We start from the raw sequence: 25,134 nt of genomic DNA, 5'->3' as shown, positions 1-25,134 counted from the left end.
TGTGAAAAGTAGCTTTTTTACTGAATTTATGGTAGAATGGCAGGCAGAGGTTAGTGATGAAAAGATTTCGATTTTCGACAATTCACTTTGTCATGATATGTGTCATTTTATTTGGGTTGGTGGCTCTTGTCCACCGATTTTTTCCAATTGGTGCCAGTACAGTTTTTGCGCTACTCATCAGCCTATTGGTGTTGATTGCGCTGTTTATTTATCAAAAACATTCTTATGAATTTAGTGAGCTAGAACAGATTGAATATCTCAATAATCAGGCCAATTCTGGTTTGATGATGCTCTTGGATAAAATGCCAGTGGGAGTTATCAAAGTTCGACCAGATAGTAATCAGGTAGAATGGTTTAATCCCTTTGCTGAGCTGATTTTTGCTCAAGAAAATGGTGAGTTTGATCAAAAAAAACTACGTGAAATTATTGACGTTGGTCTGGATGAGGAGCGAATTTATGCAAACTTTTCAGGCAAGAGATACGCTGTTAACGTTGATTTTGATCAAGGGTTATTTTACTTTTTTGATGCGTCGACAGAGTATTCAGCGACAAATAGTTTGATCGGAAGCCGTCCTGTTATAGGGATTATTTCAGTTGATAACTATGATGAGCTTGAGGATGCTGTAACTGATTCTCAAATTAGCCAAGTCAATTCCTTCTTGGCTCAATTTGTTTCAGAATTTTGCCATGATTACGGTATCTACTACCGACGCGGCACAATGGATCGATTCTATTTCTTTACAGATTATGCTGTGTTGGAAAAATTGATAGAGAATAAGTTTTCAGTTATTGATAAGTTCCGCGAGGAGGCTAAAAAGTTAGATTTAGGTTTGACTTTGAGTATGGGATTGGCGTATGGTAATGAAAATCATCACCAAATCGGACAGGTTGCGCTCCAAAATCTCAATATGGCTGAGGTTCGTGGTGGAGACCAGGTTGTGGTCAAGGAAAATGATGAGAGTAAACAGCCACTTTTCTTTGGCGGTGGCTCGGCTTCTTCCGTTAAACGAACACGTACGCGGACTCGTGCTATGATGACTGCTGTATCAGATAAACTCAAATCGGTTGATGCTGTTTTTGTGGTGGGACATCGTAATTTAGATATGGACGCGCTTGGATCCGCGGTCGGCATGCAGTACTTTGCTCAAAATATTATGAACAATGCTTATACGGTGTATAATCCAGATGAAATGGCACCAGATATTGCACGTGCTATCAAGAAGTTGAGTGATGAAAATTGTTCTAATTTGTTAACGGTTGAGGAAGCCATGAAGATGGTCACTTTCCAGTCGTTGTTAATCATGGTAGATCATTCAAAGATTGGCTTGACTTTGGATAAGGATTTCTATGAAAAATTTACCCAGGTTGTGGTGGTTGATCATCATCGTCGCGATACAGATTTCCCAAATAATGCAGTTTTGACTTATATAGAGAGTGGTGCTAGTTCTGCGAGTGAGTTAGTAACGGAATTAATTCAGTTCCAGAATGACAAACACCATAAGCTTAATCGCATTCAATCTAGTTTATTGATGGCTGGGATTATGCTTGATACAAAAAATTTCACCTCTCGTGTGACTAGTCGTACTTTTGATGTGGCTAGTTACTTGCGGACTCGTGGTAGCGATAGCTTGGAAATCCAGCAGATTGCTGCGACAGATTTTGAGGAATATCGTCAAATCAATGAACTGATTTTAAGTGGGCAGAGAATTGAGTCCAATGTTGTTATTGCGTGTGCAGATGATACTAAAGAATACGATAATATTATTCCGAGTAAGGCTGCCAATACAATATTGGACATGGCAGGAATTGAGGCGGTATTCGTTGTAACAAGAAATATCAAAGGGTATGTATCTATTTCTGCAAGGAGTCATAATAAAATCAATGTTCAACGCATCATGGAAGAAATGGGTGGAGGTGGCCACTTTAACCTAGCTGCCGCTCAGGTATATGACCAGACAATCGCAGAAGTATGTGAAAAGTTGACGGATAAAATCCGCGAAGAAATAAATGGAAATTAGGAGAACAGATATGAAAGTAATCTTTTTAGCAGATGTTAAAGGTCAAGGTAAAAAGGGTGAGATTAAGGAAGTTCCAACAGGTTACGCCCAAAATTTCTTGATCAAGAAAAATTTGGCTAAGGAAGCAACAAACCAAGCAATCAGCGCCCTTCGTGGTCAGGAAAAATCTAAGGAAAAGGCTCATGCAGAGATGATTGCAGAAGCAGAGGCTATCAAGGCTAAGTTGGCTGAGGAAGCTACTTTAGTGAAATTTGTCGAAAAAGTTGGTCCAGATGGTCGTACCTTTGGTTCTATTACCAGCAAGAAAATTGCTGAAGAATTGGACAAGCAATTTGGCATCAAGATTGATAAACGCCATATTCAGCTGGATCACCCAATTCGTGCGATTGGTCTCATTGATGTACCAGTTAAAATCTATCAAGATGTAACAGGCATCATTAATTTGAGTATTAAGGAAGCTTAATTATTTATCTAGCCAGTGAGGAGGTGAGATCTTGGCAGAGTTGGATGAATTGCGGGTGCAACCGCAGGATATTCTAGCTGAACAATCGGTATTAGGAGCTATTTTCCTTGATGAAGGCAAGCTGGTCTTCGTTCGTGAATACATCGAAGCTGAAGATTTTTTCAAACATGCTCATAAGCTAATTTTTAAAGCTATGATTGCTCTTTCTGATAGAAATGAGGCAATTGATGCGACTACCATGCGTAACTATTTAGTGAACCATGGTGATTTGGAAAATATCGGTGGTTTGGCCTATTTGGCTGAAATCATTAGTTCCGTACCGACGGCAGCCAATGCGGAATTCTATGCCAAGATTGTTGCTGAAAAGTCTAATCTCCGTAAACTGATTGCCCGTTTGACGGATGCAGTTAATCAGGCTTATGAGGGTACGGATGGTTCAGATGACATTATTGCCAATGCTGAAAAAGCTTTGATTGATGTCAGTGAGGGAGCCAGTCGAAGTGGTTTCAAGCGGATTGATGATGTCTTGAATATCAACTTTGACAACCTTGAAACTCGTGCTAAGCAGACGTCGGATATTACAGGGATTGCAACTGGCTATCCTGCTCTTGATGCCATGACAACGGGTCTGCATGAGGAAGAGTTGATTATTCTTGCGGCTCGTCCTGCGGTTGGTAAGACGGCTTTTGCCCTCAATATTGCTCAAAATATCGGTACAAAACTGGGTTTGACAGTTGCTATCTTCTCTTTGGAGATGGGTGCAGAAAGCTTGGTTGACCGTATGCTCGCTTCTGAGGGAGTTATCAATTCGAGGGCTATCCGTACGGGTCACCTAACGCAAGAGGAATGGAACAAGTATATGGTGGCTCAAGCTAATTTGGCTCGAGCAAGTATCTATATTGATGATACTCCAGGTATCAAGATTACCGAAATTCGCTCGCGTTCTCGTAAATTGGCGCAGGAGACAGGGAATTTAGGTTTGATTTTGATTGACTATCTCCAATTGATTACAGGAACCGGTCGAGAAAACCGTCAACAAGAAGTTTCAGAGATTTCTCGACAATTGAAAATTCTAGCCAAGGAATTAAAAGTTCCAGTTATTGCTCTAAGCCAGTTGTCTCGTGGTGTGGAGCAACGTCAAGATAAACGTCCTGTCTTGTCTGATATCCGTGAGTCAGGGTCTATTGAGCAGGATGCGGATATCGTTGCCTTCTTGTATCGTGATGATTATTATGAACGAGGAGAGCAAGAAGACGGTGGTATTCCCAATAATACGGTTGAAGTTATCATCGAGAAAAACCGTTCCGGTGCGCGTGGTACCGTGGAACTCATGTTCCAAAAAGAATACAATAAATTTGCAAGTATTTCCAAGAGGGAGGATGGATAGAGAATGAGTGATGCATTTACAGATGTTGCTAAGATGAAGCAAATCAAACAAGATATTAAGGACCATGAGGGACAGATTGTCGAGTTGACCCTTGAAAATGGTCGTAAGCGTGAGAAGAATAAGCAGGGGCGTATTGTAGAGGTTTATCAGTCTCTCTTCATCGTTGAATTTGAAGATCCAAACAATACCTTTGTGGAATCTTATACTTACTCAGACATTTTGACTGAAAAGATTTTGATTCATTATTTGGATTAATCGCTATATAAGGCTTTACAGAGCCTTTTTTTTGTGCTATACTAATCTTTGTGTGAAATAACAGCAGGGCAAAATGAAGCTCGTCAACAGAAGGTCAGCAAGAAGAGTAATCGTTGCTGTTTCGATGAAGGCCTCCTGCACGAATCAGGTTTGCTTAAAACGTTATTTCCTACAGATAAGTCTTTTTGTTTCCTTTTAGTACTAGGCAAGGAGGTGCAGGCTATACTGAGGTATGCCAAGCCGACTTAACGACGTAATAAAAGAGAAACGAAATGACGGAAATTTTTATTTTAGGAGGACATAACTTATGTCACGTTATACAGGACCATCTTGGAAACAAGCTCGTCGTCTTGGCTTGTCATTGACAGGTACAGGTAAAGAATTGGCACGTCGTAACTACGTACCAGGTCAACACGGACCAAACAACCGTTCTAAATTGTCAGAATACGGTTTGCAATTGGCTGAGAAACAAAAATTGCGTTTCTCTTACGGTTTGGGTGAAAAACAATTCCGTAACTTGTTCGTACAAGCTACTAAAATCAAACAAGGTACTCTTGGTTTCAACTTCATGCTTCTTTTGGAGCGTCGTTTGGACAACGTTGTTTACCGTCTTGGTTTGGCAACTACTCGTCGTCAAGCACGTCAATTCGTAAACCACGGTCATATCCTTGTTGACGGCAAACGCGTTGACATCCCTTCATACCGTGTTGAAGTTGGTCAAGTGATCTCAGTTCGTGAGAAGTCAATCAAAGTTCCAGCTATCCTTGAAGCTGTTGAAGCAACTCTTGGACGTCCAGCTTTCGTATCATTCGATGCTGAAAAGCTTGAAGGTTCATTGACTCGCTTGCCAGAACGCGACGAAATCAACCCAGAAATCAACGAAGCTCTTGTCGTAGAATTCTACAACAAAATGCTCTAAGATTTGTATCGATATTTTAAAAGCCCTATTTACAAGGGCTTTTTGTCTGTATTTGAGGAGGGATTATGTGGCGTAAGTATTTTTTGCTAGTGCTATTAGCTATTTTGGTCGTAGGTGGGGCCTTCTTTCTATCTCAATCAGCGGCTACGCCAAATGAATCAGACTATGTGAAGGCTGTAAAGAGTTACCAGGCTATTTCGATAGACGAAGTGGAGCAAAAGGTCCAAGACGAGGAAGAATTTATATTATACATAGGTCGTGAGACATGCCCTTATTGTCGTGATTTTGTTCCGAAATTAACAGAGGCAGTAGAGCAATCACATGCGACGATCTACTATTTAGATAGCGAGTCGGATCCGAATGGAAAAATACAACAATTTCGACAGAGTCAAGGTCTTGCTACGGTTCCTAGCTTAACCTACTATAAATCAGGTAAATTATCTGGAATACTCCGTAAAGGGAGCCAAGCAACGCTATCCGAAATAGAGAATTTTTTAGCTCTTCAAGGGCAGTAAATAGTTTTAAGAATGTATGAAGCGGATATCATACATTTTTTTGTTCATGTTTGTGAAAATATTTCAAAACAAATTGAAAAACATTTCACAATCTTGTATAATACTAATACCAGATAAAAATTGGAGGTTTATATGAAAAAGAAAGCTTGGTTAGGCTTATTAATGAGTCTACTTGCTGTTTTGTTTTTAGTGGCGTGTGGAGGTAAGTCTGAAAAGACAGCTACATCTTCATCATCTACGACTTCTTCTTCATCAGAAGAAGCTGTTTCAGGTGCATCTGAGAAAGTTTATACAGATCCATCTGAGTTGAAAGATAGCTACGATGTTATCGTTGTTGGTTCAGGTGGTGCAGGTATGTCAGCAGCTATCTCAGCTAAAGACGCTGGTGCTAGTGTTGCTCTCTTGGAGAAAATGCCTGTTATCGGTGGTAATACGGCTAAATCATCAGCTGGTATGAATGCTTCACAGACTAAATTCCAAGAAGCGGAAGGTATTGCTGATACAAATGATAAATTCTACGAAGAAACGCTTAAAGGTGGTAAAGGGACAAACGATCCTGAATTGCTTCGTTATCTTGTAGATAACTCTGCTAGTGCAATTGACTGGTTGGATGGAATGGGGATCACTCTTAGCAACCTAACTACAACTGGTGGTATGAGCGAGAAACGTACCCACCGTCCAGCAGATGGTTCAGCTGTCGGTGGCTACTTGGTAAATGGTCTTTACCACAATCTTGTTGAACGTGAAGTACCAATTTTTGTCAATGCAGATGTTACAAAACTCCAAGACAAGGATGGAGCTGTGACAGGTGTTGAAGTGAAGATTGCTGGTGAAACTAAGAAAATCTCAGCTAAAGCAGTTGTATTGGCGACTGGTGGTTTCGGTGCTGATTTGGAAATGGTTGCTAAATTAAACCCAGCATTGAAAGGTTATGTTACAACTAACCAAGAAGGATCAACAGGTGACGGTATTGCGCTTGCTGAATCAGAAGGTGCAGCAACTGTTGATATGGAACAAATCCAAATTCACCCAAGTGTTGAGCAAGAAACTTCTTACTTGATTACAGAAGCAGTTCGTGGCGAAGGTGCTATCCTTGTCAACTCAAAAGGTGAGCGTTTTGTTAACGAATTGGAAACTCGTGATAAAGTTTCTGCGGCTATCAATAGTTTGGATCCAAACTATGCTTATGTTATCTTTGATGATGCCTTGAAAGATCGTGTGAAGGCTATTGCTCAATATGAAGAAAAAGGTCTTGTAAAAACGGGTGCTACTCTTGCAGATTTGGCTAAAGAAATTGGTGTACCTGCGGATGCTCTTCAAACAACACTTGATACTTGGAACAAGGCTGTGGCAGACAAAAATGATGCGGCATTTGGTCGTACATCAGGTATGGACCATGCTTTGAATACTGGTTCTTACCATGCCATTAAAGTTGCACCTGGTGTTCACCATACAATGGGTGGTGTGAAAATCAATACCAATACTGAAGTATTGAAAACAGACGGTTCAGCAATTTCTGGTCTTTATGCTGCTGGTGAAGTAACTGGTGGTGTTCATGGTCAAAACCGTATTGGTGGTAATGCAGCAGCAGACATCATCGTATTTGGTCGTCAGGCTGGTGAACAAGCAGCTGGATTTGCTAAGAAATAAATTGTAGACATAAGAGGCTCGGCAGAAAGAAGGTCGAGCTTCTTTTTCTTGTCCCTCTATCTCTAAGATGATATACTTTTAAGGTATGAAGAAGAAAATAGTATTATTATTAGGAGCTATTGCAGTTATAGTTTTGACTTGGTCGGCTATTACTGGCCAGCGTCAGCAATCCTATGCCGAGGCTGAGTTAAGAGACCAGGATAAAATCTGGATTATCACTGATTTGCATTATTTGTCACAGGATTTATTTGATGATGGAGAGGCTTTTTCCTATATAGAAAAAACAGCTGCTGGTAAGGATTTACGTTATGGAAAAGAGCGGATGGAGGCTTTGGTTGAGCAGGTTGAGCGTGAGCAACCGTCCTTATTACTAGTCAGTGGGGATTTGACTCTAAACGGTGAAAAACAGAGCATGGTTGAGTTGGCGCAATATTTTACCCGGATTGAAGAAAAAGGAACGGAGGTTTTGGTGATTCCTGGCAACCATGATATTGCCAGTGGATGGGCTAGAGCCTTTAAGGGAGACCAGCAGATAGTGACGGATCAGGTCACTGCTCAGCAATTTGCAGAGCTATTTGTCAATCACGGTTATCAACAAGCTAGCAGTCGTGACAAAGCCTCATTGAGCTACCTGGCCAAACCATTTTCCAATGCTTGGTTTCTGATGATAGACAGCAACATCTACTCTGACGGCTACGGAAAAGGAGCTCCTCCAACCAATGGATGTATCAAAAAAGAGACCCTAGAATGGATAGAAGTTCAGCTTCAGGCAGCCAAGGAAGCTGGAGTGAGCCTGTTACCTGTTGTCCATCACAATGTCTTGCAACAGCATGCCATGCTCTCAAAAGGCTATACTTTGGATAATGCTGCCGATTTGAAGGCTTTGTTTGATCAGTATGGGATTCATTTTGGTTTTTCAGGCCATACTCATTCTCAGAATATTGTTAAGGAAGACTTGGGACAAGTTAACTATACTGAAGTGGTCAATGGAGCATTTTCTATTTATCCAGCTATTATCGGTCAATTGAGCCTTGATGATACAAGCATTCACTATCAAAAAACTCAACTTGATATGGCTTCGTGGGCAGAAAAGCACCAACCTAGTGATCCAAATTTGCAGGATCACGTTACCTACTTACAAACTGTCTTTGACAATACCAGTGACATCATGGTCCACAATGTGTTGAACGATGAGCGTTGGTATGACGGCGAGACGGCAGACGCTATTTCACAATTTATCATGCCGGCCAACCGTGCTTATTTTTCAGGAGAAAAACTAGATCAGACTTGGCTAGATGAGAAGGTATTTCCAAGCCAGGCTTATCAGACCTTGCAAGCAGCATCACCGAGAAGTTTCTTGGCTGATTATCTTGATGTGATTATAAAACGGAGTCAAAGTCGAGATGTGGAGCAAGTAACGGTTTCTAAATGATGAATAGAAAGAAAATCCCGCCTTCAAGCGGGATTTTTCTATACTTGTAAAGGGAGAATGATCTTTAGTTGAACCCAATTATCTTCCTTGCTAAGTGTGAGACTGCCACCGTATTTATTGGCAACATACTCCATACTCTTAAGACCGAATCCGTGGTAGTCCTTATTTGTTTTTGATGTTTCTGGGAGCTGTCCTGTGGATAAGTCAAGCGAAGAAGTATCGTAGTTGTCTAATCGGATGATGAGAAATTGCTGATGGCTGGCAACCTTTAAAGTAATCAAGCGTTGTTCAGGATTGTCTATTTTTTCCACAGCCTCGATGGCATTGTCAATGGCATTTCCAAACAGAGCTGAAATATCCATTACATCCATAAAATGGAGGGGTTCTCCCTGAACAATACAGGTAAAGTTGATTCCATTTTGCAAACAGTAATAATTTTTCTGGCTGAGAATGGTATCTAGAACGGGATTTCCTGTTTCAATCTTGGCATCAAGTGTCTGGATCACCTCGCTCATTTCCTCTAGGTATTGCTCCTTTTTGGTTTTATCCGATTCTTGCTGAATGATGGCCAGTTGATGCTTTAAATCATGGACCTTACGGTCAAGAATCTCACTGTTTTCACGATAGGCTTGGTATTGCTTGTATTGAAGTTGAAAGATATTATTGATAGAAGTCAATTCCTGCCGTAAATAGCGATCGTATTGTTGAGATTCTTGGGTGAATAGGAGTAGAAGACCAGAGAGATTGACGGTTGTCCGGAGAATGAAGATGCTGGTCGAATCTTGAAATTGGCGCGTGCCTGAGAGGATGAAACCAATATTACTGAGAACAAAGATAGATAAAGTTGTAAAGACGGCTACCGTCACATCTCGCTGCTCAATGAATTTATCCAATTCTTCTAAGCGAACTTTTTGATCTTGAAGATAGATGAGCCAATAGGAAAGTAGAGAAGTTATCAACAGAAATAACCCCTGTGTCCACAAGTTATCCACAGGTTGTTGATAAATCGTCAAACAGTAGAGATGCCAAGTAATGGAGGCTACTAATTCGGCAATAATAAAGGCTTTTGCTGTCAAATAGAGACTAGTCCTCTTGTGGATAACTCCAAGAAATCGAACGGAAACAAACATCCAAGCGATATTGGTGCCCATTCCTACAGTCCAAAGGAGCAAGGGGAGTTTGCCAGCCGCTAGTTGAAGTAAGATTTGTATGAGAAAAATCAGGAGGATACGTACCTGTTTGCGTGACCATTTTTCAGACAAAACAAGTGAGGAACATACCAGTAGGCAGGCCAAGCTTTCTGTTAGTGCAGTATAGAAACGTGGAATATCAGGGAAATTGATCATAGTAGGCTATCTCCGATGAAGTTGGTTAGAGCTGTCATAAATTCTTTTTTCCTTGGGCGGCTAATCGGCAAGGCTGTATTTGTGACGTAAACAAGGCTACCTTCCACTTTTTGAACATGGGACAAATTGATGATATAGGCCGAGTGGGCTCGTACAAACAATTTACTGTTTAACATGGCTTCGAGATTTTTGAGACTATTATGGGTAATGGTTAGGCCACTGTCAACTGTGTAGATGTGAACCTGATGTCCTTGACTTTCTAGGTAAACAATATCTTCTTGATAGAGTTTTACGGTGGACTGCTTGCTTTTTATATACAAACTTTGCTTCTCTTGGCTATCGGGTAATTTTCTAAGAATTTTTTTAAAATGTTCCTCAAAGACAAAGGAGCTCAGTGGTTTGAGAAGAAAATCAATGGCCTCAACAGAGTAGCCCTGAATAGCGACATGGGAATGATTGGTCACAAATACTAATAGAACTTCCTTATCAAGATTTCGAATTTTTTGAGCGGTGGTCATCCCGTCCATAATCTCCATCTCGACATCTAGGTAAATCAGGTCAAATTGTTTTTGATAGTCACTAGTGATATGGAGACCGTCGTTAAAACAGCTGATTTCCACTGCAATCCCAGCTTTTTTGCAGTAGGTTTTGATGTAGTTGGACAATCTATCTTGCTCAATTTTTTGATCTTCTACAATCGCGATTTTCATAAAGCACCCCTTTTATTTTCTATCAGTATATCAAAATTAAAATGAAATTGTTAGCTATATTTTAGAAAATCAAATGATAAAATAGCAAGAGTAGGATTATTCTTATAAATTTACAAATTATGAAGGTTAAATGACAGATTATGAAGAAAGGGTTTTCATTGAGTATGTTAATTGATATAGTGGATTCAAGAAAAAGAAAAGGCTTACATGAAAGCCGAAATGTTTAGGAGGAAGTCTTATGAAGACTTGGAAAAGGAAAGGGGCTCTCTTGAGCCTAGCAGGAGCTCTGCTATCAGGAAAAATAGTCTATGCAGATAGCTATCCAAGTAGCTATCAATCATTGGATGCGGTCGGGATTGCAAAAACAGTATTTATCTGTTCTGCTGTAGTTGTCCTTGGCTTATTGGGATTTGCGATTTATCGCGTAGTGAAGGAAAAATCCCTCTCTAGCAAGAAGAAAAAGTTGGGCTTTGGCCTCTTGGCTCTCTTGAGTATCATTATCGTTGGAGCTAACTATGCTGTCAATATGTTTGTCAATGTGATCGACACCTATTTTGCGCCGTCTTATGCAGATGCTGCTAAAATTGCTGATGCAGAAGAAGTTTCTAAGTCCTTGGTAACGACCATTCAAGAAGAAGGCACTGTCTTGCTTGAAAACAAGAATAAGACCCTACCACTTGAAAAATCATCCAAGGTCAATGTCTTTGGTATTTCTTCTGTAGCCATTACTTACGGTGGATCTGGTTCAGGTGCGGCAGATGAGTCCAAAAACATCAATCTGCAACAAGGTCTTGAAAATGCAGGTTTTGAAGTCAACAGCGAATTGACAGACTTCTACACAGAAAACCTTCCAGAAAAAGAAGGGACAAATATTTTCTCCCTCAATGGTGGAGATTACAATATCTACGAGCCAACTCAAGACAAATACTCAGAGGAACTGTTAACAAACGCGAAGAACTTTTCAGATACAGCCTTGGTAGTCATTTCTCGTAATGGTGGTGAAGGTGCGGACCTTCCACAAAACATGGCAGAATACCAACAAGGTGACAAGGACAAGCACTACCTTGAACTTCAAGAAGTTGAAAAAGCCATGTTGAAGACTGTGACAGAGAACTTTGACAAGGTTGTTGTCTTGGTTAACTCCTCAAATGCCATGGAACTCGGCTTCTTAGAAGATGCAGGCGTCGATGCTGCTCTTTGGATTGGTGGTCCTGGCTCAACCGGCTTGACTGGTGTAGCTAATATCTTGGCAGGGGAGGTCAACCCATCTGGTCGCTTGGTCGATACCTATGCCTACGACTTGGAAAGCAATCCAACCTACTGGAATACAGGTGACTTCTCTTATACTAATATCACCTATGAAAAAACTCCATGGGGAGCAAAAGAACCACAAACCTTTAACTACAAATTTGTTAACTATCAAGAAGGTATCTATCTAGGCTATCGTTACTACGAAACTCGCTTTGTTGACAATGCGACTGGTCAAGTGGACGAAGCAGCTTATGATAAAGTTGTTCAATACCCATTTGGTTACGGTTTGAGCTATACCAACTTTGACCAAGAAATCACTAGCATGAAAGAAAATGGTGACAAGATTGAGGTCAATGTTAAAGTAACCAATACTGGTGACGTGGCTGGTAAGGAAGTTGCACAAGTCTATTACACAGCTCCATATACTGAAGGTGGTGTTGAGAAATCACACGTTGTCTTGGCTGGATTTGATAAGACTGAGGTCCTTGAGCCAGGTAAGAGCGAAGAATTAACCATTTCCTTCGACCGTGATGATATGGCATCTTACGACGAAAAGACAGAAAAAGCCTATGTTTTGGACAAGGGTGACTATGAAATCAAACTCATGAACAATGCGCATGATGTCTTGGATTCAGAAACCTACACAGTTGATAGCAAAGAAGTCTTGAAACAACGTTCATCTGATAAGGCTGAAGTAACCAACGCCTTTGAATATGCTGTGGGCGATATCAACTATGTAACCCGTGCGGATTGGGACGGTACTTTGCCAACCGAACGCACAAAAGACAAAGAAGCAAGTGAGCAAATTGCTACAGAAATTAACAACGCAAACTTCCGCATTGACGAATCATCTGAAACACCGATTGATACTGTGACAACAGAAGACAATGGACTTCGTTTGGTTGATTTGATTGGTGCAAACTATGATGATGAGCGTTGGGAACAACTAGTTGCTCAAATGTCTGTTGATGAAATGGTCAACTTGGTTGGCTTTGGTGGTTATGCAACAGGAGCAGTCAAATCAATCGATAAACCAGCTGTTGTTGACTTGGACGGACCTGCTGGTATCAACGGTATCTTCCAAGGTATCAAAGGTATCCAATACAACTCAGAAGTCGTTGTTGCTTCTACTTGGAATACCGACTTGGCGGAAGAAATGGGTGATGCTTTTGCTAAAGAGGCATTGGCACACGGTATTGTTGGTCTATATGCTCCTGCAGTGAACATCCACCGCTCACCATTCTCAGGCCGGAACTTCGAGTACTATTCAGAAGACCCACTGATTTCAGGTAAAATGGCAAGCTCACTGGTAGCAAAAGCTCTTGAAAATGGTGTCTATACTTTTACCAAACACTTTGCTCTCAATGACCAAGAAGATAACCGAGAAGGTGTTGCAACATGGTCAAATGAACAGGCAATGCGTGAAATCTATCTGAAAGCCTTTGAAATTCCTGTCAAAGAAGGCGGAGCGACTGCTATTATGTCATCCTTTAACCGTATTGGTACCCTCTGGGCAGGGGGTAATAGCGACCTCTTGAATACAGTTCTCCGTGACGAGTGGGGCTTCAGAGGAATGGTTATTACGGACTTTGACGGTCAAGACTACATGAGTCCAGATCAAGCAATCCGCAATGGTGGCGACCTTATGTTAACCCCAGTAGGTGATGCACCGACAGCAACCTCAACAGGTACTAAAGAAGGTGTTGCAGCACTTCGTCAGGCAAGTAAGAACATCTTGTACACCGTTGCTCATTCTGCAGCCTTTGACATCTATAAACCAAAAACAAAATGGTGGATTGTTGTATTGGTAGCAAGTAATATTGCCCTTATCGGCTTGACAGGTCTTGGACTCGTTAAGTTGACAGGTAAGAAAAAAGAAGAAAAAGAAGTAGCATAACAAGGGGGATTTCCCCCTTGTCTTGCATAGGAGACCGTATGAAAGAATGGATTGCCAAACACCCAGATTTGTGGGAGTTTATCAAGTTTAATGTCTTATCAAACATCGCAACTATTACAAACTTCTGCGTCCTTTGGTTGTCAACCAATTTCCTCTTTACAGCCTTGTCAAGTCAGCCATTTCACTGGTTTATCTTTCATTATTCCGTAGAAAATGGCGGATTGAACGGCTTTCTCTCCTTCCTCTTGGCTTACATAGCGGCACAGGTTGTCAACTATATTGTTCAAAGGAAGTTGGTATTCGGAGCAGAAAACGATATATCCAAAACCCTCCATTGGTATATCTTGACTGTTGTCGTTGCAGGAATTTTGTCCATTGTGCTGCCGCCTTACACCACTCAACTCTTTACATCATGGGGCTTGAGCTTGGGCTGGGCACAGACAGCAGCCAACTGGGTCAATATTTTCGTTCAAGTGGCTGTCAACTATCCAATGATGAAGTTTGTAATCATGAAATAATACTCTTCGAAAATCAAACTCAGCCGTTGTTGACTTGATTTGATGAGTGGAAAGTTCCAGTGGAGGTTTCCAGCCTGTCGCTTGACAATAATAAAGCGACAGAGTTCTATCTGCTCATATAGAAACGAACTAGGTTCGTCCTATCTCCCACCTCCAACAGTCTATTCTCAGACTGTTGGAGCTAGCCTGATTTTGATTTTCATTGAGTATAAGAAGTAATAGGAGCGATCTCCCTAGTATTTTCTGGGGAGATTTTTTATAGCAGATTATGTCCAAAATCATACAGATTATGAAGAAAGCGTTTTAATTGTCCCTTTAGTCTGATATGATAGTGATAAAGAAATAGAATGAGGAAAAGATGATGAAGTATCAGGAGATTATTAATCGTTTAACATTGGAAGAAAAAGCAGCTCTCATGTCAGGAAAATCTGTTTGGGAAACAAAGGATTACCCTGAAAAAGGAATTCCATCTATCTTTTTGTCTGATGGACCACATGGAATTCGCAAGCAAGAAGGTGAAGGTGATCACTTAGGGCTGAATGCCTCTGTCCCTGCAACTTGTTTCCCAACAGCTGCTACCTTGGCAAATTCTTGGGATGTGGACCTGGTTGAACGTGTCGGACAGGGTCTTGGCGCAGAAGCAAATAGCTTGGGTGTCAATGTCATTTTGGGGCCGGGGCTTAATATCAAGCGCAGTCCCTTATGTGGTCGAAACTTTGAGTATTATTCAGAGGATCCATATCAAGCGGGAAAACTGGCGGCCGCAATGATCCGAGGAATGCAGTCGCAAGGTGTTGCGGCAACGCCAAAGCATTTAGCTGTAAACAGTCAGGAATTGCGCCGTATGGCTTCAGACTCCATTGTAGATGAGCGTACACTGAGAGAGCTATATCTGACAGGATTTGAGATTGCAGTGCGTGAAGGAAATCCAAAGGCAATCATGTCTGCCTATAACAAAATAAACGGCGTCTACGCTAATGAAGACAAGCACCTCTTACGTGACATTCTCCGTGATGAATGGGGCTTTACAGGCTTTGTCGTATCGGATTGGGGTGGCTCCAATGACCATGTTCTCGGTGTTGAAAATGGTAGTCATTTGGAAATGCCAGGTACTAAAAAGGTTGGTCAAAAGGAAATCATTCACGCTGTTCAGTCTGGTCGTCTATCCGAGCAAGTATTGAATGAGCGCGTGGATGAGCTGATTGATGTAGTTTTAGAGTTGGCTCATGCTGAAAAACAATCTGTAGATTATTCTGAACAACATGAATTGGCCCGTCAGGCTGCCACTGAGAGCATTGTGCTATTAAAAAATAAGGATCAGATCTTGCCCTTATCTAGTGAGACAAAAATAGCTCTCATCGGAGAATTTGCCCAAAATCCTCGCTATCAGGGAGCAGGTTCTTCTTTAATCAATACAAGACAATTAGATAAAACAGTGGATTGCATCGCAGATTATCCATTAAATGTCATTGGTTACGAACAAGGCTATCAACGTGTAGATAAAGAAAACAGGGTGTTAGTTGACAGGGCTGTCAATCTTGCAAACCAAGCGGAACTTGTTCTTTACTATATGGGGCTAGATGAAATGAGTGAAAGTGAGGGCTTGGATCGTCATCATATAAGTCTCCCTAAAAACCAGTTATCCTTACTGAATGCCTTGGTAGGGACAGGTAAAAAAATCGTTGTTGTCCTATCAGCAGGCTCAGTTGTGGATATGAATTGGGATGTGGATGTAGATGCGGTTCTTCACGGCTATCTATCAGGAGAAGCTGGTGCCAGAGCCATTTTAGATACCTTGACAGGACGTGTCAACCCATCAGGAAAACTAAGCGAAACCTATCCTATTAATCTTGCAGATGTTCCATCTTCGGATGACTATCCAGCGGAAGGCGATTTTTCCCTCTATAAGGAAGCTCTCTATGTAGGCTACCGTTACTTTACAAGCCTTGACAAGACTGTCAAGTATCCCTTTGGTTATGGATTGTCCTACACAGACTTTTCTTACAGTCAATTGGATGTGACCGAATTAGGAGTCAGAGTCACTATTACAAATACTGGTCTGGTTGATGGTGCTGAAATTGTCCAATTGTACGTAGGCAAAGAAGTTCGTCAGATTTACCGCCCTGCAAAGGAGTTAAAAGGCTTTAAAAAAGTATATGTAAAAGCAGGCGAGTCCAAACAGATTTTTATTCCTTTTGAGGACTATACGTTTCGTTATTTTAATAAAGAGACAGGCCAATTTGAAGTAGAGGCTGGAAATTATCTCTTGTATGTAGGTGCAAGTAGTCAGGATATTCGCTTAGTTGGCGAGATTACCCGAGAAGGCACTGTAGACCAATTTCCTGCTTCAGAACAGATTCCGACTTATCTGACAGCCCAAGTGCAGGCTGTTTCAGAGCAGGATTTTGCACAATTGCTTGGACGTCCAGTTCCAGAAGAAACCTGGAAAATTGGTCAAGAACTGAGCCTGAACGATCCAGTTTTGAAACTCCAATTTGCGAAGAGTGGGTTGGCACGTGGCGTGCATAAACTGTTGGCTGGCTTACTGAAAAAAGCAGAGCAGAAAGGGACTCCTGACTTGAACCTGCTGTTCCTTTATAATATGCCATTTAGGGCAATGGCAAAGATGACAGGAGACATGCTCGATTTACCGATGGTGGAAGGGATTCTAACCATTGTCAATGGAAATTTTTTCAAGGGCTTAGGCCAACTATGGAGAGCCTATCAAGCAAAAAGAAAATATCAAAAGCAACTTTCCTGAAAATGTGATAAAATAGTAACAAATTGTGTCAAATGGAGAGAAAGATGACCTTACTAAGCATTGCCATACCGAGCTATAATTCGGAAGCCTACCTTCATTACTGTGTTCATTCCCTTGTAATGGGCGGTGACAAGGTTGAAATTCTGATTATTAACGACGGGTCGACCGATCGGACTCAGGAAATCGCAGAGGGGCTAGAGAATCAATTTTCAAACGTACGTGCCATTTATCAGGACAATAAGGGCCATGGCGGAGCTGTTAATACAGGGATACGTGAGGCCAAGGGGAAGTACTTTAAAGTTGTAGATTCAGATGACTGGGTCGATACCAGGGCCTATTTGAAGATCCTAGAGAGTTTGCAGGCTTTGGAAGATGAAAATACGCCAGTTGATGCCTTTATCTCCAACTTTGTTTACGAAAAAGAGGGACAATCTCGTAAAAAATCCATGTCTTATCAGGATGTTTTACCAGAAAATCGGATTTTTGGCTGGGAAGATGTGGATGCCTTTTCCAAGGGGCAATACATGATGATGCATTCCTTGATTTACAGGACAGATTTATTGCGTGAGGTTGGTCTCGTTCTGCCAGAGCATACCTTCTATGTGGATAATATTTTCGTATTTACTCCTTTGCAGGCTGTGAAAACTATGTTCTATCTGCCAGTAGATTTTTATCGTTACTTTATTGGGCGAAATGACCAGTCTGTCAATGAATCCGTCATGATTAAGCGCATTGACCAGCAGTTAAAAGTCAATCGAATTTTGGTAGATAATTTAGACTTGGAGGCGATTGACAATCCTGATTTACGAAGTTATTTGCTCAATCATGTGGAGATTACGACCATTATCTCCTGTGCTCTTCTCAATCGTGCTGGAACAGCTGAACATATGATGAAAAAGCAGGAACTCTGGCACTATATTCGGGATAATAATCCAGCTCTATTTAAAATCGTTCGAAAAGGGTTACTCGGGCAATTAACCAACCTTTACGGTTACCCAGGTCGAAAAATTTCCAATGCCGTCTATAAAATCGCGAAAAGAATTTATGGTTTTAACTAAAACTCAGTTTCGGCTGAGTTTTTCTGTTATAATAAGGAATATGAAAAGCGTTTACAAAGGAGAAGATAAATGCAAAGATTAGGACAAACAGGTCTAGAAGTTTCACGAATTGCTTTAGGCTGTATGCGAATGGCAAGTTTGAGAGAGAAGGAAACAGCCAAGGTATTGGAAACCGTGGTTGAGCAAAGAATCAACTTTTTTGATCATGCGGATATTTATGGTGGTGGTGAATCAGAAATCCGTTTTGCTCAGGGGGCAAAATTGGCGGGATTGAAACGTGAGGACATGCTCCTCCAATCAAAATGTGGTATTCGTAAAGGCTATTTTGATTTCTCAAAAGAGTATATTTTGGAATCTGTAGATGGAATTTTGAAGCGCTTGGATACGGAATATTTAGATGTTCTCGTCTTACATCGTCCGGATGCTCTAATGGAAGCAGAGGAAGTAGCTGAAGCCTTTTATCTCTTGAAAAAAGCAGGGAAGGTTCATCATTTTGGCGTCAGCAACCAAAACATTTACCAAATGGAGTTATTACAATCCTATCTCGATCAACCGCTTGCAGTTAATCAATTGCAGCTATCTCCTGCTCACACGCCTTTGATTGATGCTGGATTACATGTCAATATGAAAGATGATGCTGCGACTATGCGTGATGGTGGACTGATTGATTATTGCCAGCTTAAAAAAATCACTATCCAAGCTTGGTCTCCTTTCTTGATTGATTTGCAGCGAGGTATTTTTGCCAACCATCCTGACTATGCTCATTTAAATCAAACTATTGGGGAAATAGCAGAGCGATACAATGTTTCACATGAAACAATTGTCGTAGCTTGGATTTTGCGTCATCCAGCAAAGATTCAAACGATTGTAGGTTCTATGAATCCAGATCGCCTGACAAAGATTGCCCAAGCTAGCCAGATTACCTTAACCAGACCAGAATGGTACGAGATTTACAAAAGTGCAGGCAACATTCTGCCCTAGGAGGAATATATGAAGTGGGAAATAAAAACATTTGAACAACTTAATTTACAAGAACTTTACACTATCTTGACACTTCGGACCGATGTCTTTGTTGTAGAACAAGCTTGTCCCTATCCTGAAGTCGATGGAAAGGATCCAAACTGTCTTCATCTTTTGGGAACTGATGAAGGAGAGTTAGTGGCTTATTTGAGAATATTGCCGGCTGGTATAAGTTATGATGAAGTTTCCATCGGTCGTGTGGTCATCAAGCCAAGCCATCGTGGTAAAGGATTGGGTCGGCCAATGATGGAGCAAGCTATCCATTACATTACAAATGAATGGAAAGAAAGTCAGATTAAAATCGGTGCCCAAGCCTATTTAGAAAAATTCTATCAATCACTTAGCTTTAAGCCAGTTTCTGAAGTATATTTGGAGGATGATATTCCGCATTTGGATATGCTATACATCAAACCAGTCAACTAGGGCTGGTTTTTCGATTTTTTCTCGGCAATTTCTCCCAAAAATCAGCTATTTTATGGTAGAATGAATAGGTATAAAATCAGTAAAAGAGGAAGAAAATGAAACGTTCTATGTACGCTGGACGTGTTCGTAAGGAGCATGTCGGACAGGAAATTACTTTGAAAGGTTGGGTTGGCCGCCGTCGTGACTTGGGTGGCCTGATTTTCATTGACTTGCGTGACCGTGAAGGCATTATGCAATTGGTGATTAACCCTGAGTCAGTTGAAGCTGAAGTGATGGCAAAAGCGGAGAGTCTTCGTTCCGAGTTTGTTATCGAAGTAACAGGAACGGTTGTGGAGCGTGAGCAAGCTAACGACAATATCCCGACAGGAGCTGTTGAACTGCAAGTAACCAGCTTGACAGTGTTGAACACGGCTAAGACAACTCCGTTTGAAATCAAGGACGGCATTGAAGCCAGTGATGATACCCGTCTTCGTTACCGTTATTTGGATCTTCGCCGTCCAGAAATGCTCAACAACTTCAAATTACGTGCGGCTGTAACCCACAGCATTCGCAACTACTTGGACGATTTGGAATTTATCGATGTGGAAACACCAATGTTGACCAAGTCAACACCAGAAGGTGCGCGCGACTACTTGGTACCATCTCGTGTGTCCAAAGGTCATTTCTATGCTTTGCCACAAAGTCCACAGATTACTAAGCAGCTTTTAATGAACGCTGGTTTTGACCGTTACTACCAAATCGTTAAGTGTTTCCGTGATGAAGATTTGCGTGGGGATCGTCAACCTGAGTTTACACAGGTTGACTTGGAAACCTCATTCTTGAATGAGGTTGAAATCCAAGACATCGTAGAAGGCTTGATTGCTAAGGTCTTGAAAGATACCAAAGGAATTGATGTGACCTTGCCATTCCCACGTATGGCCTATGACCATGCGATGAACTTCTACGGTTCAGATAAACCAGATACTCGTTTTGAGATGCTTTTGCAAGACTTGACAGAACTTGTCAAGGAAGTTGACTTCAAGGTCTTCTCAGAAGCACCAGTTGTCAAAGCCATTGTGGTCAAGGGTGCGGCGGATAGCTACTCACGTAAAGACATTGATAAATTAACAGACTACGCAAAACAATTTGGTGCTAAGGGACTTGCTTGGGTTAAAGTAGACAAGGGAGAATTAGCGGGCCCAGTTGCTAAGTTCTTGACGGGTATTACAGAAAAATTGACAGCAAGTTTACAGTTGGAAGACAAGGATTTGGTTCTCTTTGTAGCAGATGAATTGGAAGTAGCCAACAATACCCTGGGAGCCTTGCGTAACCGCTTGGCAAAAGAGCAAGGCTTGATTGATGAAAGCAAGTTCAACTTCCTCTGGATTGTGGATTGGCCAATGTTTGAGTGGTCTGAAGAGGAAGGTCGCTATATGAGTGCCCATCACCCATTCACCTTGCCGACGGAAGAAACAGCTCATCATTTGGATGGTGATTTGGCGCAGGTGCGTGCAGTTGCCTACGATATTGTTTTGAATGGTTATGAATTGGGTGGCGGTAGCCTTCGTATCAACCAAAAAGACATGCAAGAACAGATGTTCAAGGCTCTTGGTTTCTCAGCTGAAGATGCCCATGAGCAGTTTGGTTTCTTGCTAGAAGCTATGGACTACGGTTTCCCACCACACGGTGGATTGGCTATCGGGTTGGACCGCTTTGTCATGTTATTGGCTGGTGAGGATAACATTCGTGAAGTTATCGCCTTTCCGAAGAATAACAAGGCATCTGATCCGATGACACAGGCACCAAGTACGGTTGCATCAGCTCAATTAGAGGAATTGGCTTTAGACATTACACTTGAAAATGAATAAATTTTTCAGAAAACAGCGTGTACGCTTTTTAAGAAAGGCCAGAAAGAATAAGTTTTGGTCGGTCATTTTGGGAATTTCTCGGGAAAAATATGCTGAACGGATATCGGGGTCCATTATTTATGGACTCCTATCTAGTATTGCAGTCAATTTTTTCTTTCGACCAGGGAATGTCTATTCGTCTGGAGTTACTGGTCTTGCACAGATTGTTTCTGCTCTGGCAGCTTCTTACGCTGGTTGGAATGTACCGATTGCGGTGGTCTACTACGGCCTGAACATTCCCTTGCTTATCTTAGCTTGGTATAAAATTGGTTATAAATTTACTATCTTTACCTTTATTACGGTATCCTTCAGTTCTTTCTTTATCCAATTTATGCCGCCAGTTACCCTGACGACGGATCCGTTAGTCAATGCTATTTTCGGTGGTCTCATGCTGGGAACTGGGATTGGCTTTGCACTTAGGAACAATGTATCCAGTGGTGGTACTGATATTGTCTCTATTATTATTCGCAAGAAGACGGGACGACAAGTCGGCTCTATTTCCTTGATTGTCAACATTATGATTATGTTGATTGCAGGGATGACCTTTGGCTGGCAATATGCCCTGTATTCAATGGTTGCGCTGTTTATCTCCAGTCGCATGACAGATGCGATTTTCGTGAAACAAAAACGGATGCAGGCCATGATTATTACCAATCATCCTGAACGTGTCATTAAGAAAATCCATAAGAAGCTCAATCGCGGTGTGACCATTATCAACGGTGCTGAGGGTGCTTATAACCATGAGCAAAAGACGATTCTCATTACCATCATCACTCGTGCGGAGTTTAATGATTTCAAGCATATTATGAAAAAGGCAGACCCCAAAGCCTTTGTATCGGTAGCTGACAACGTCAATATTATTGGTCGGTTTGTGGAAAGCGACTGATTGACAAACACTACATGTAGGAGTAAAATAGTATTTACAGTCTACATGTAGTGTTTTTATTATAAAGAGGAAGTGTATGAAGAAGAAAATATATTTGGTTTACATCAGTTTGAGTGGCAATACAGAGAGTTTTGTGAAACGTCTAAAGTCCTTTTTCCAATTTCAAACTGACTGGGAGATTGAGCTAGTTCATGTCAAAGATTTGGTCAAGCAGGCTATTCCTTTCTATCAGCTAGATGCACCCTTTGTCGCCTTTTTACCAACCTACTTAGAAGGTGGAAATGGAGTGGACAACGGAGATGTGGAAATTCTGACCAATCCTCTTGGAGATTTTATCGCTTTGGGGACCAATGCAGAGCTCTGTCTGGGTGTCGTTGGCTCAGGTAACCGCAATTTTAACAACCAATATTGTCTGACTGCCAAGCAATATGCTGAGCGATTTAATTTTCCTGTTATAGACACCTTTGAACTCAGAGGGATGCAGAATGACATTGAACGCATTGGTCGGAAGATAATGGAATTGATGTAAAGAGCCTCAACTCAGCTTTATGCTGGGTTGTTTTTTTGGTCACACAAAAAAAACTCACCAGAGTGACTAGTGAGTTTTAAGGAGATTATGAAAAATATTTAGGATTGACTATAGTATACCTCAGACTATATCGTGTTTCATCGGTCTAAAGTCCTATTTGTCTTCTAAAATGCAAATACTCTGTCCTGCAATCGTGATTTCTTGCTGATCACGCTCTTCGACTGGAGGATAGTTGTAGAGAACTGCCTTATCTTTTTCACGTTCATAGGTAAAGTCGCTATCTGCAAAGTTGATGATAAATTGAATGGTCTTTTCTTCACTTGTCACTTGATAGCGAAGAACATATTCAGTTAACCAGTAGAAATCACAAGTTTCTTGGATACTTTCGTAGTTATCCTGGCTGAGTATTGGATTATTTTTGCGGAAGGTAATTAATTCCTGAATGAACTCGATATGTTCCTTATAACGAATAGCTCGTGTCCAGTCCAGACGGTTGATACGGTCAGGGATATTGTAAGTATTATCTATTTCATCTTTTGTACGGAAAAATTCCTGTCCGCTGTGAATGAAGGCCATACCCTGAGAGATTAAGATGAGCTGGAGACCAAAACTTGCAGCACGTTTCTGCTGTTGAGGTGTCCAGTTTGGATTCTCAATATGGAAATAGTCAAATGCTGTAGCATTATCATGGCATTCGATGTAGTTGAGGGACTGTTGAGGCGTTAAGAAATGGCTTAATCGGCTACCAGTCAGGAGATGTTGTACCTTTTCGTGCAATTGCTTATCTATTAGACGGTTTGGATTGAGCAAGAGTTTCTTAAAGGTATCACGGTAATCGTCATTGAAGAAGCTGATTTCAGGTAAATGCTCTGCATTGTACTGGTGAGCCAGCTTTTCAAATTCGAGGCCTGTTGCCATTTTCCATCCTTCACCATAGAGGTAGACATTTGGGTGAATGGCAGATAATTCAGTTTGAATCTGGTTGATTGTTTCGCTATCTAAAATACCCATAAGGTCGAAACGGAAGCCATCAAAACCATAGAGTTCTAGCCATTGGCGAAGGGATTGTTTGATGTAGTTGCGGACCATACTGCGCTCGCTGGCAACGTCGTTACCGCAGAATGTCCCGTCTGTTCGCATGCCGTGGTCATCATAGCGATAGAAGTAGCCTGGAACGATGAGCTCAAATGCGTACTTTTCAGCATGATAGACGTGGTTGTAAACAACGTCCATAATAACTGAAATATCTGCATCATGGTAGGCCTGGATAGCTTCTTGTAGCTCTAGAATACGTGCGTAAGGATCGTTTGGTTGGCTAGAATAGGAACCTTCTGGCAGATTGTATTGCATAGGGTCGTAGCCCCAGTTGTAAACAGCTTGGGGTTTATTTTCATCCACACTGCCAAAATCATAAACAGGCAATAATTGAATATGGGTAACGCCTAGTTCTCTGATGTAATCCATTCCTAGCTTCATTCCATCCATGGTAGGAGACTCTGTCAAGCCGAGAAATTGACTGCGATGCTTGAAACCAGCTTCTTTTTGCCATGAGAAATCACGGACGCTCATTTCATAGATAATGGCCTGAGAAATAGGTCGTTGGGTCTTAGCACGACGAATTTTATGAAGTTTATCTGGATTGATAACGTAGCTGTCACCTGAGTTGGCTGTGGAAGACAGGGCGTAGGGATCGTGAACGGAAATCCATTCACCGTTTACTTTGTGGAGATAGTGATAGCTGTGCGCTTCTAGGTCTCCTTCAACAGTAATTTCCCAAACTCCTTTTGCTCCCTTCGTCATTGCATGTGGGTTTCCTTCTAGAACAAGAAAAACTTGCTTAGAAATAGGTGCCCATAACTTAAAGGTTGTTGCCTCTGGTCGATAGGTTGCTCCCAAATCTTGGCCATTGTATGTATAACTTTGTTCAAAAAGTGTAGAGCGAACGATATGACCATAGCCGAGTTCTGTTTTATTACGGTCTTGGTCGTAGATGGTATAGTCCTTGTCCAATGTCAGTGCATGGAGGCTGGTTAGATAATAGATGACGAGATTATCTACTTCTAGACAGGAATGGATAAAAAGTTGAGATGTAGCATCATTTGATTCAAGTGAGAAGCTCATATGTTCGGAGTCGAATCGTTTTTCCATGACCAAGCGAATAGTTGCTACATCGTCAAGAGATGCTTGAAATTGTCGTAATGCCATGAGCC

The 25,134-nt window shown here is 41.4% G+C and carries 20 protein-coding genes; 17 read left to right on the top strand and 3 right to left on the bottom strand.

Annotated elements, in window-relative coordinates; all coding sequences use genetic code 11:
* The first annotated feature begins 56 nt into the window (after window positions 1–56).
* The 8 genes from YYK_RS09575 to YYK_RS09535 all read left to right on the top strand — a co-directional run bounded on the left by YYK_RS09575 (window position 57) and on the right by YYK_RS09535 (window position 8,639).
* Entirely contained in the window at window positions 57–2,018 is a 1,962-nt protein-coding gene (locus YYK_RS09575) for a DHH family phosphoesterase (RefSeq protein WP_012775409.1), read from the top strand.
* 10 nt (window positions 2,019–2,028) lie between these two features.
* A complete protein-coding gene (gene rplI, locus YYK_RS09570) occupies window positions 2,029–2,481 on the top strand; it encodes a 50S ribosomal protein L9 (RefSeq protein ID WP_012775408.1) in 453 nt (150 codons plus the stop codon).
* A 31-nt stretch (window positions 2,482–2,512) separates the two neighbouring features.
* On the top strand, window positions 2,513–3,868 hold the full coding sequence (gene dnaB / locus YYK_RS09565) for a replicative DNA helicase (protein WP_012028597.1): 1,356 nt from the start codon (window positions 2,513–2,515) through the stop codon (window positions 3,866–3,868).
* 3 nt (window positions 3,869–3,871) lie between these two features.
* Window positions 3,872–4,123, top strand: a complete 252-nt coding sequence (locus YYK_RS09560; RefSeq protein ID WP_002938218.1) for a Veg family protein — start codon at window positions 3,872–3,874, stop codon at window positions 4,121–4,123.
* A gap of 307 nt (window positions 4,124–4,430) precedes the next feature.
* Complete coding sequence (gene rpsD / locus YYK_RS09550) at window positions 4,431–5,042, top strand: 30S ribosomal protein S4 (protein WP_002938227.1); 612 nt, start codon at window positions 4,431–4,433, stop codon at window positions 5,040–5,042.
* Window positions 5,043–5,107: 65 nt separating this feature from the next.
* A complete protein-coding gene (locus YYK_RS09545) occupies window positions 5,108–5,557 on the top strand; it encodes a DUF6568 family protein (RefSeq protein ID WP_012028596.1) in 450 nt (149 codons plus the stop codon).
* A 132-nt stretch (window positions 5,558–5,689) separates the two neighbouring features.
* Window positions 5,690–7,207, top strand: coding sequence for a flavocytochrome c (locus YYK_RS09540; protein ID WP_012775406.1), 1,518 nt, complete (start codon window positions 5,690–5,692; stop codon window positions 7,205–7,207).
* 85 nt (window positions 7,208–7,292) lie between these two features.
* Entirely contained in the window at window positions 7,293–8,639 is a 1,347-nt protein-coding gene (locus YYK_RS09535) for a metallophosphoesterase (protein ID WP_012028594.1), read from the top strand.
* 38 nt (window positions 8,640–8,677) lie between these two features.
* Here YYK_RS09535 and YYK_RS09530 read toward each other — a convergent pair whose 3' ends face one another.
* Together YYK_RS09530 and YYK_RS09525 are read right to left on the bottom strand one after the other, a co-directional pair.
* Window positions 8,678–9,985, bottom strand: coding sequence for a sensor histidine kinase (locus tag YYK_RS09530; RefSeq protein ID WP_012775459.1), 1,308 nt, complete (start codon window positions 9,983–9,985; stop codon window positions 8,678–8,680).
* On the bottom strand, window positions 9,982–10,695 hold the full coding sequence (locus YYK_RS09525; protein WP_012775405.1) for a LytR/AlgR family response regulator transcription factor: 714 nt from the start codon (window positions 10,693–10,695) through the stop codon (window positions 9,982–9,984). The genes YYK_RS09530 and YYK_RS09525 overlap by 4 nt, the downstream gene beginning before the upstream one ends.
* Before the next feature lie 238 nt (window positions 10,696–10,933).
* Here YYK_RS09525 and YYK_RS09520 point away from each other — a divergent pair, with 238 nt between their 5' ends.
* The 9 genes from YYK_RS09520 to nrdI all read left to right on the top strand — a co-directional run bounded on the left by YYK_RS09520 (window position 10,934) and on the right by nrdI (window position 22,924).
* Window positions 10,934–13,843 (top strand): glycoside hydrolase family 3 protein, encoded by a 2,910-nt coding sequence (locus tag YYK_RS09520; protein WP_012028020.1) that lies wholly within the window; start codon window positions 10,934–10,936, stop codon window positions 13,841–13,843.
* Window positions 13,844–13,881: 38 nt separating this feature from the next.
* Window positions 13,882–14,361: a GtrA family protein gene (locus YYK_RS09515; RefSeq protein ID WP_012775404.1), complete on the top strand. Its 480-nt coding sequence runs from the start codon at window positions 13,882–13,884 to the stop codon at window positions 14,359–14,361.
* A 361-nt stretch (window positions 14,362–14,722) separates the two neighbouring features.
* Window positions 14,723–17,122: a glycoside hydrolase family 3 C-terminal domain-containing protein gene (locus YYK_RS09510; protein ID WP_012775403.1), complete on the top strand. Its 2,400-nt coding sequence runs from the start codon at window positions 14,723–14,725 to the stop codon at window positions 17,120–17,122.
* A 44-nt stretch (window positions 17,123–17,166) separates the two neighbouring features.
* Complete coding sequence (locus YYK_RS09505; protein WP_014636535.1) at window positions 17,167–18,180, top strand: glycosyltransferase family 2 protein; 1,014 nt, start codon at window positions 17,167–17,169, stop codon at window positions 18,178–18,180.
* Window positions 18,181–18,249: 69 nt separating this feature from the next.
* Window positions 18,250–19,161 (top strand): aldo/keto reductase, encoded by a 912-nt coding sequence (locus YYK_RS09500; RefSeq protein ID WP_012775710.1) that lies wholly within the window; start codon window positions 18,250–18,252, stop codon window positions 19,159–19,161.
* Window positions 19,162–19,170: 9 nt separating this feature from the next.
* Complete coding sequence (locus tag YYK_RS09495; protein WP_012775709.1) at window positions 19,171–19,623, top strand: GNAT family N-acetyltransferase; 453 nt, start codon at window positions 19,171–19,173, stop codon at window positions 19,621–19,623.
* A 95-nt stretch (window positions 19,624–19,718) separates the two neighbouring features.
* Entirely contained in the window at window positions 19,719–21,470 is a 1,752-nt protein-coding gene (aspS, locus tag YYK_RS09490; protein ID WP_012775708.1) for an aspartate--tRNA ligase, read from the top strand.
* Window positions 21,457–22,395: a YitT family protein gene (locus YYK_RS09485; RefSeq protein WP_012028013.1), complete on the top strand. Its 939-nt coding sequence runs from the start codon at window positions 21,457–21,459 to the stop codon at window positions 22,393–22,395. The genes aspS and YYK_RS09485 overlap by 14 nt, the downstream gene beginning before the upstream one ends.
* 76 nt (window positions 22,396–22,471) lie before the next feature.
* Window positions 22,472–22,924: a class Ib ribonucleoside-diphosphate reductase assembly flavoprotein NrdI gene (gene nrdI, locus YYK_RS09480; RefSeq protein WP_002941880.1), complete on the top strand. Its 453-nt coding sequence runs from the start codon at window positions 22,472–22,474 to the stop codon at window positions 22,922–22,924.
* A gap of 153 nt (window positions 22,925–23,077) precedes the next feature.
* Here nrdI and pulA read toward each other — a convergent pair whose 3' ends face one another.
* Window positions 23,078–25,129: a type I pullulanase gene (gene pulA / locus YYK_RS09475; RefSeq protein WP_012775457.1), complete on the bottom strand. Its 2,052-nt coding sequence runs from the start codon at window positions 25,127–25,129 to the stop codon at window positions 23,078–23,080.
* Window positions 25,130–25,134: the final 5 nt, after the last annotated feature.

Origin of the sequence: Streptococcus suis S735, assembly GCF_000294495.1 — a bacterium.
GTDB lineage: Bacteria > Bacillota > Bacilli > Lactobacillales > Streptococcaceae > Streptococcus > Streptococcus suis.
The sequence above is the reverse complement of the archived record's forward strand: the minus strand, read 5'-3'. Positions and strand labels throughout refer to the sequence as shown.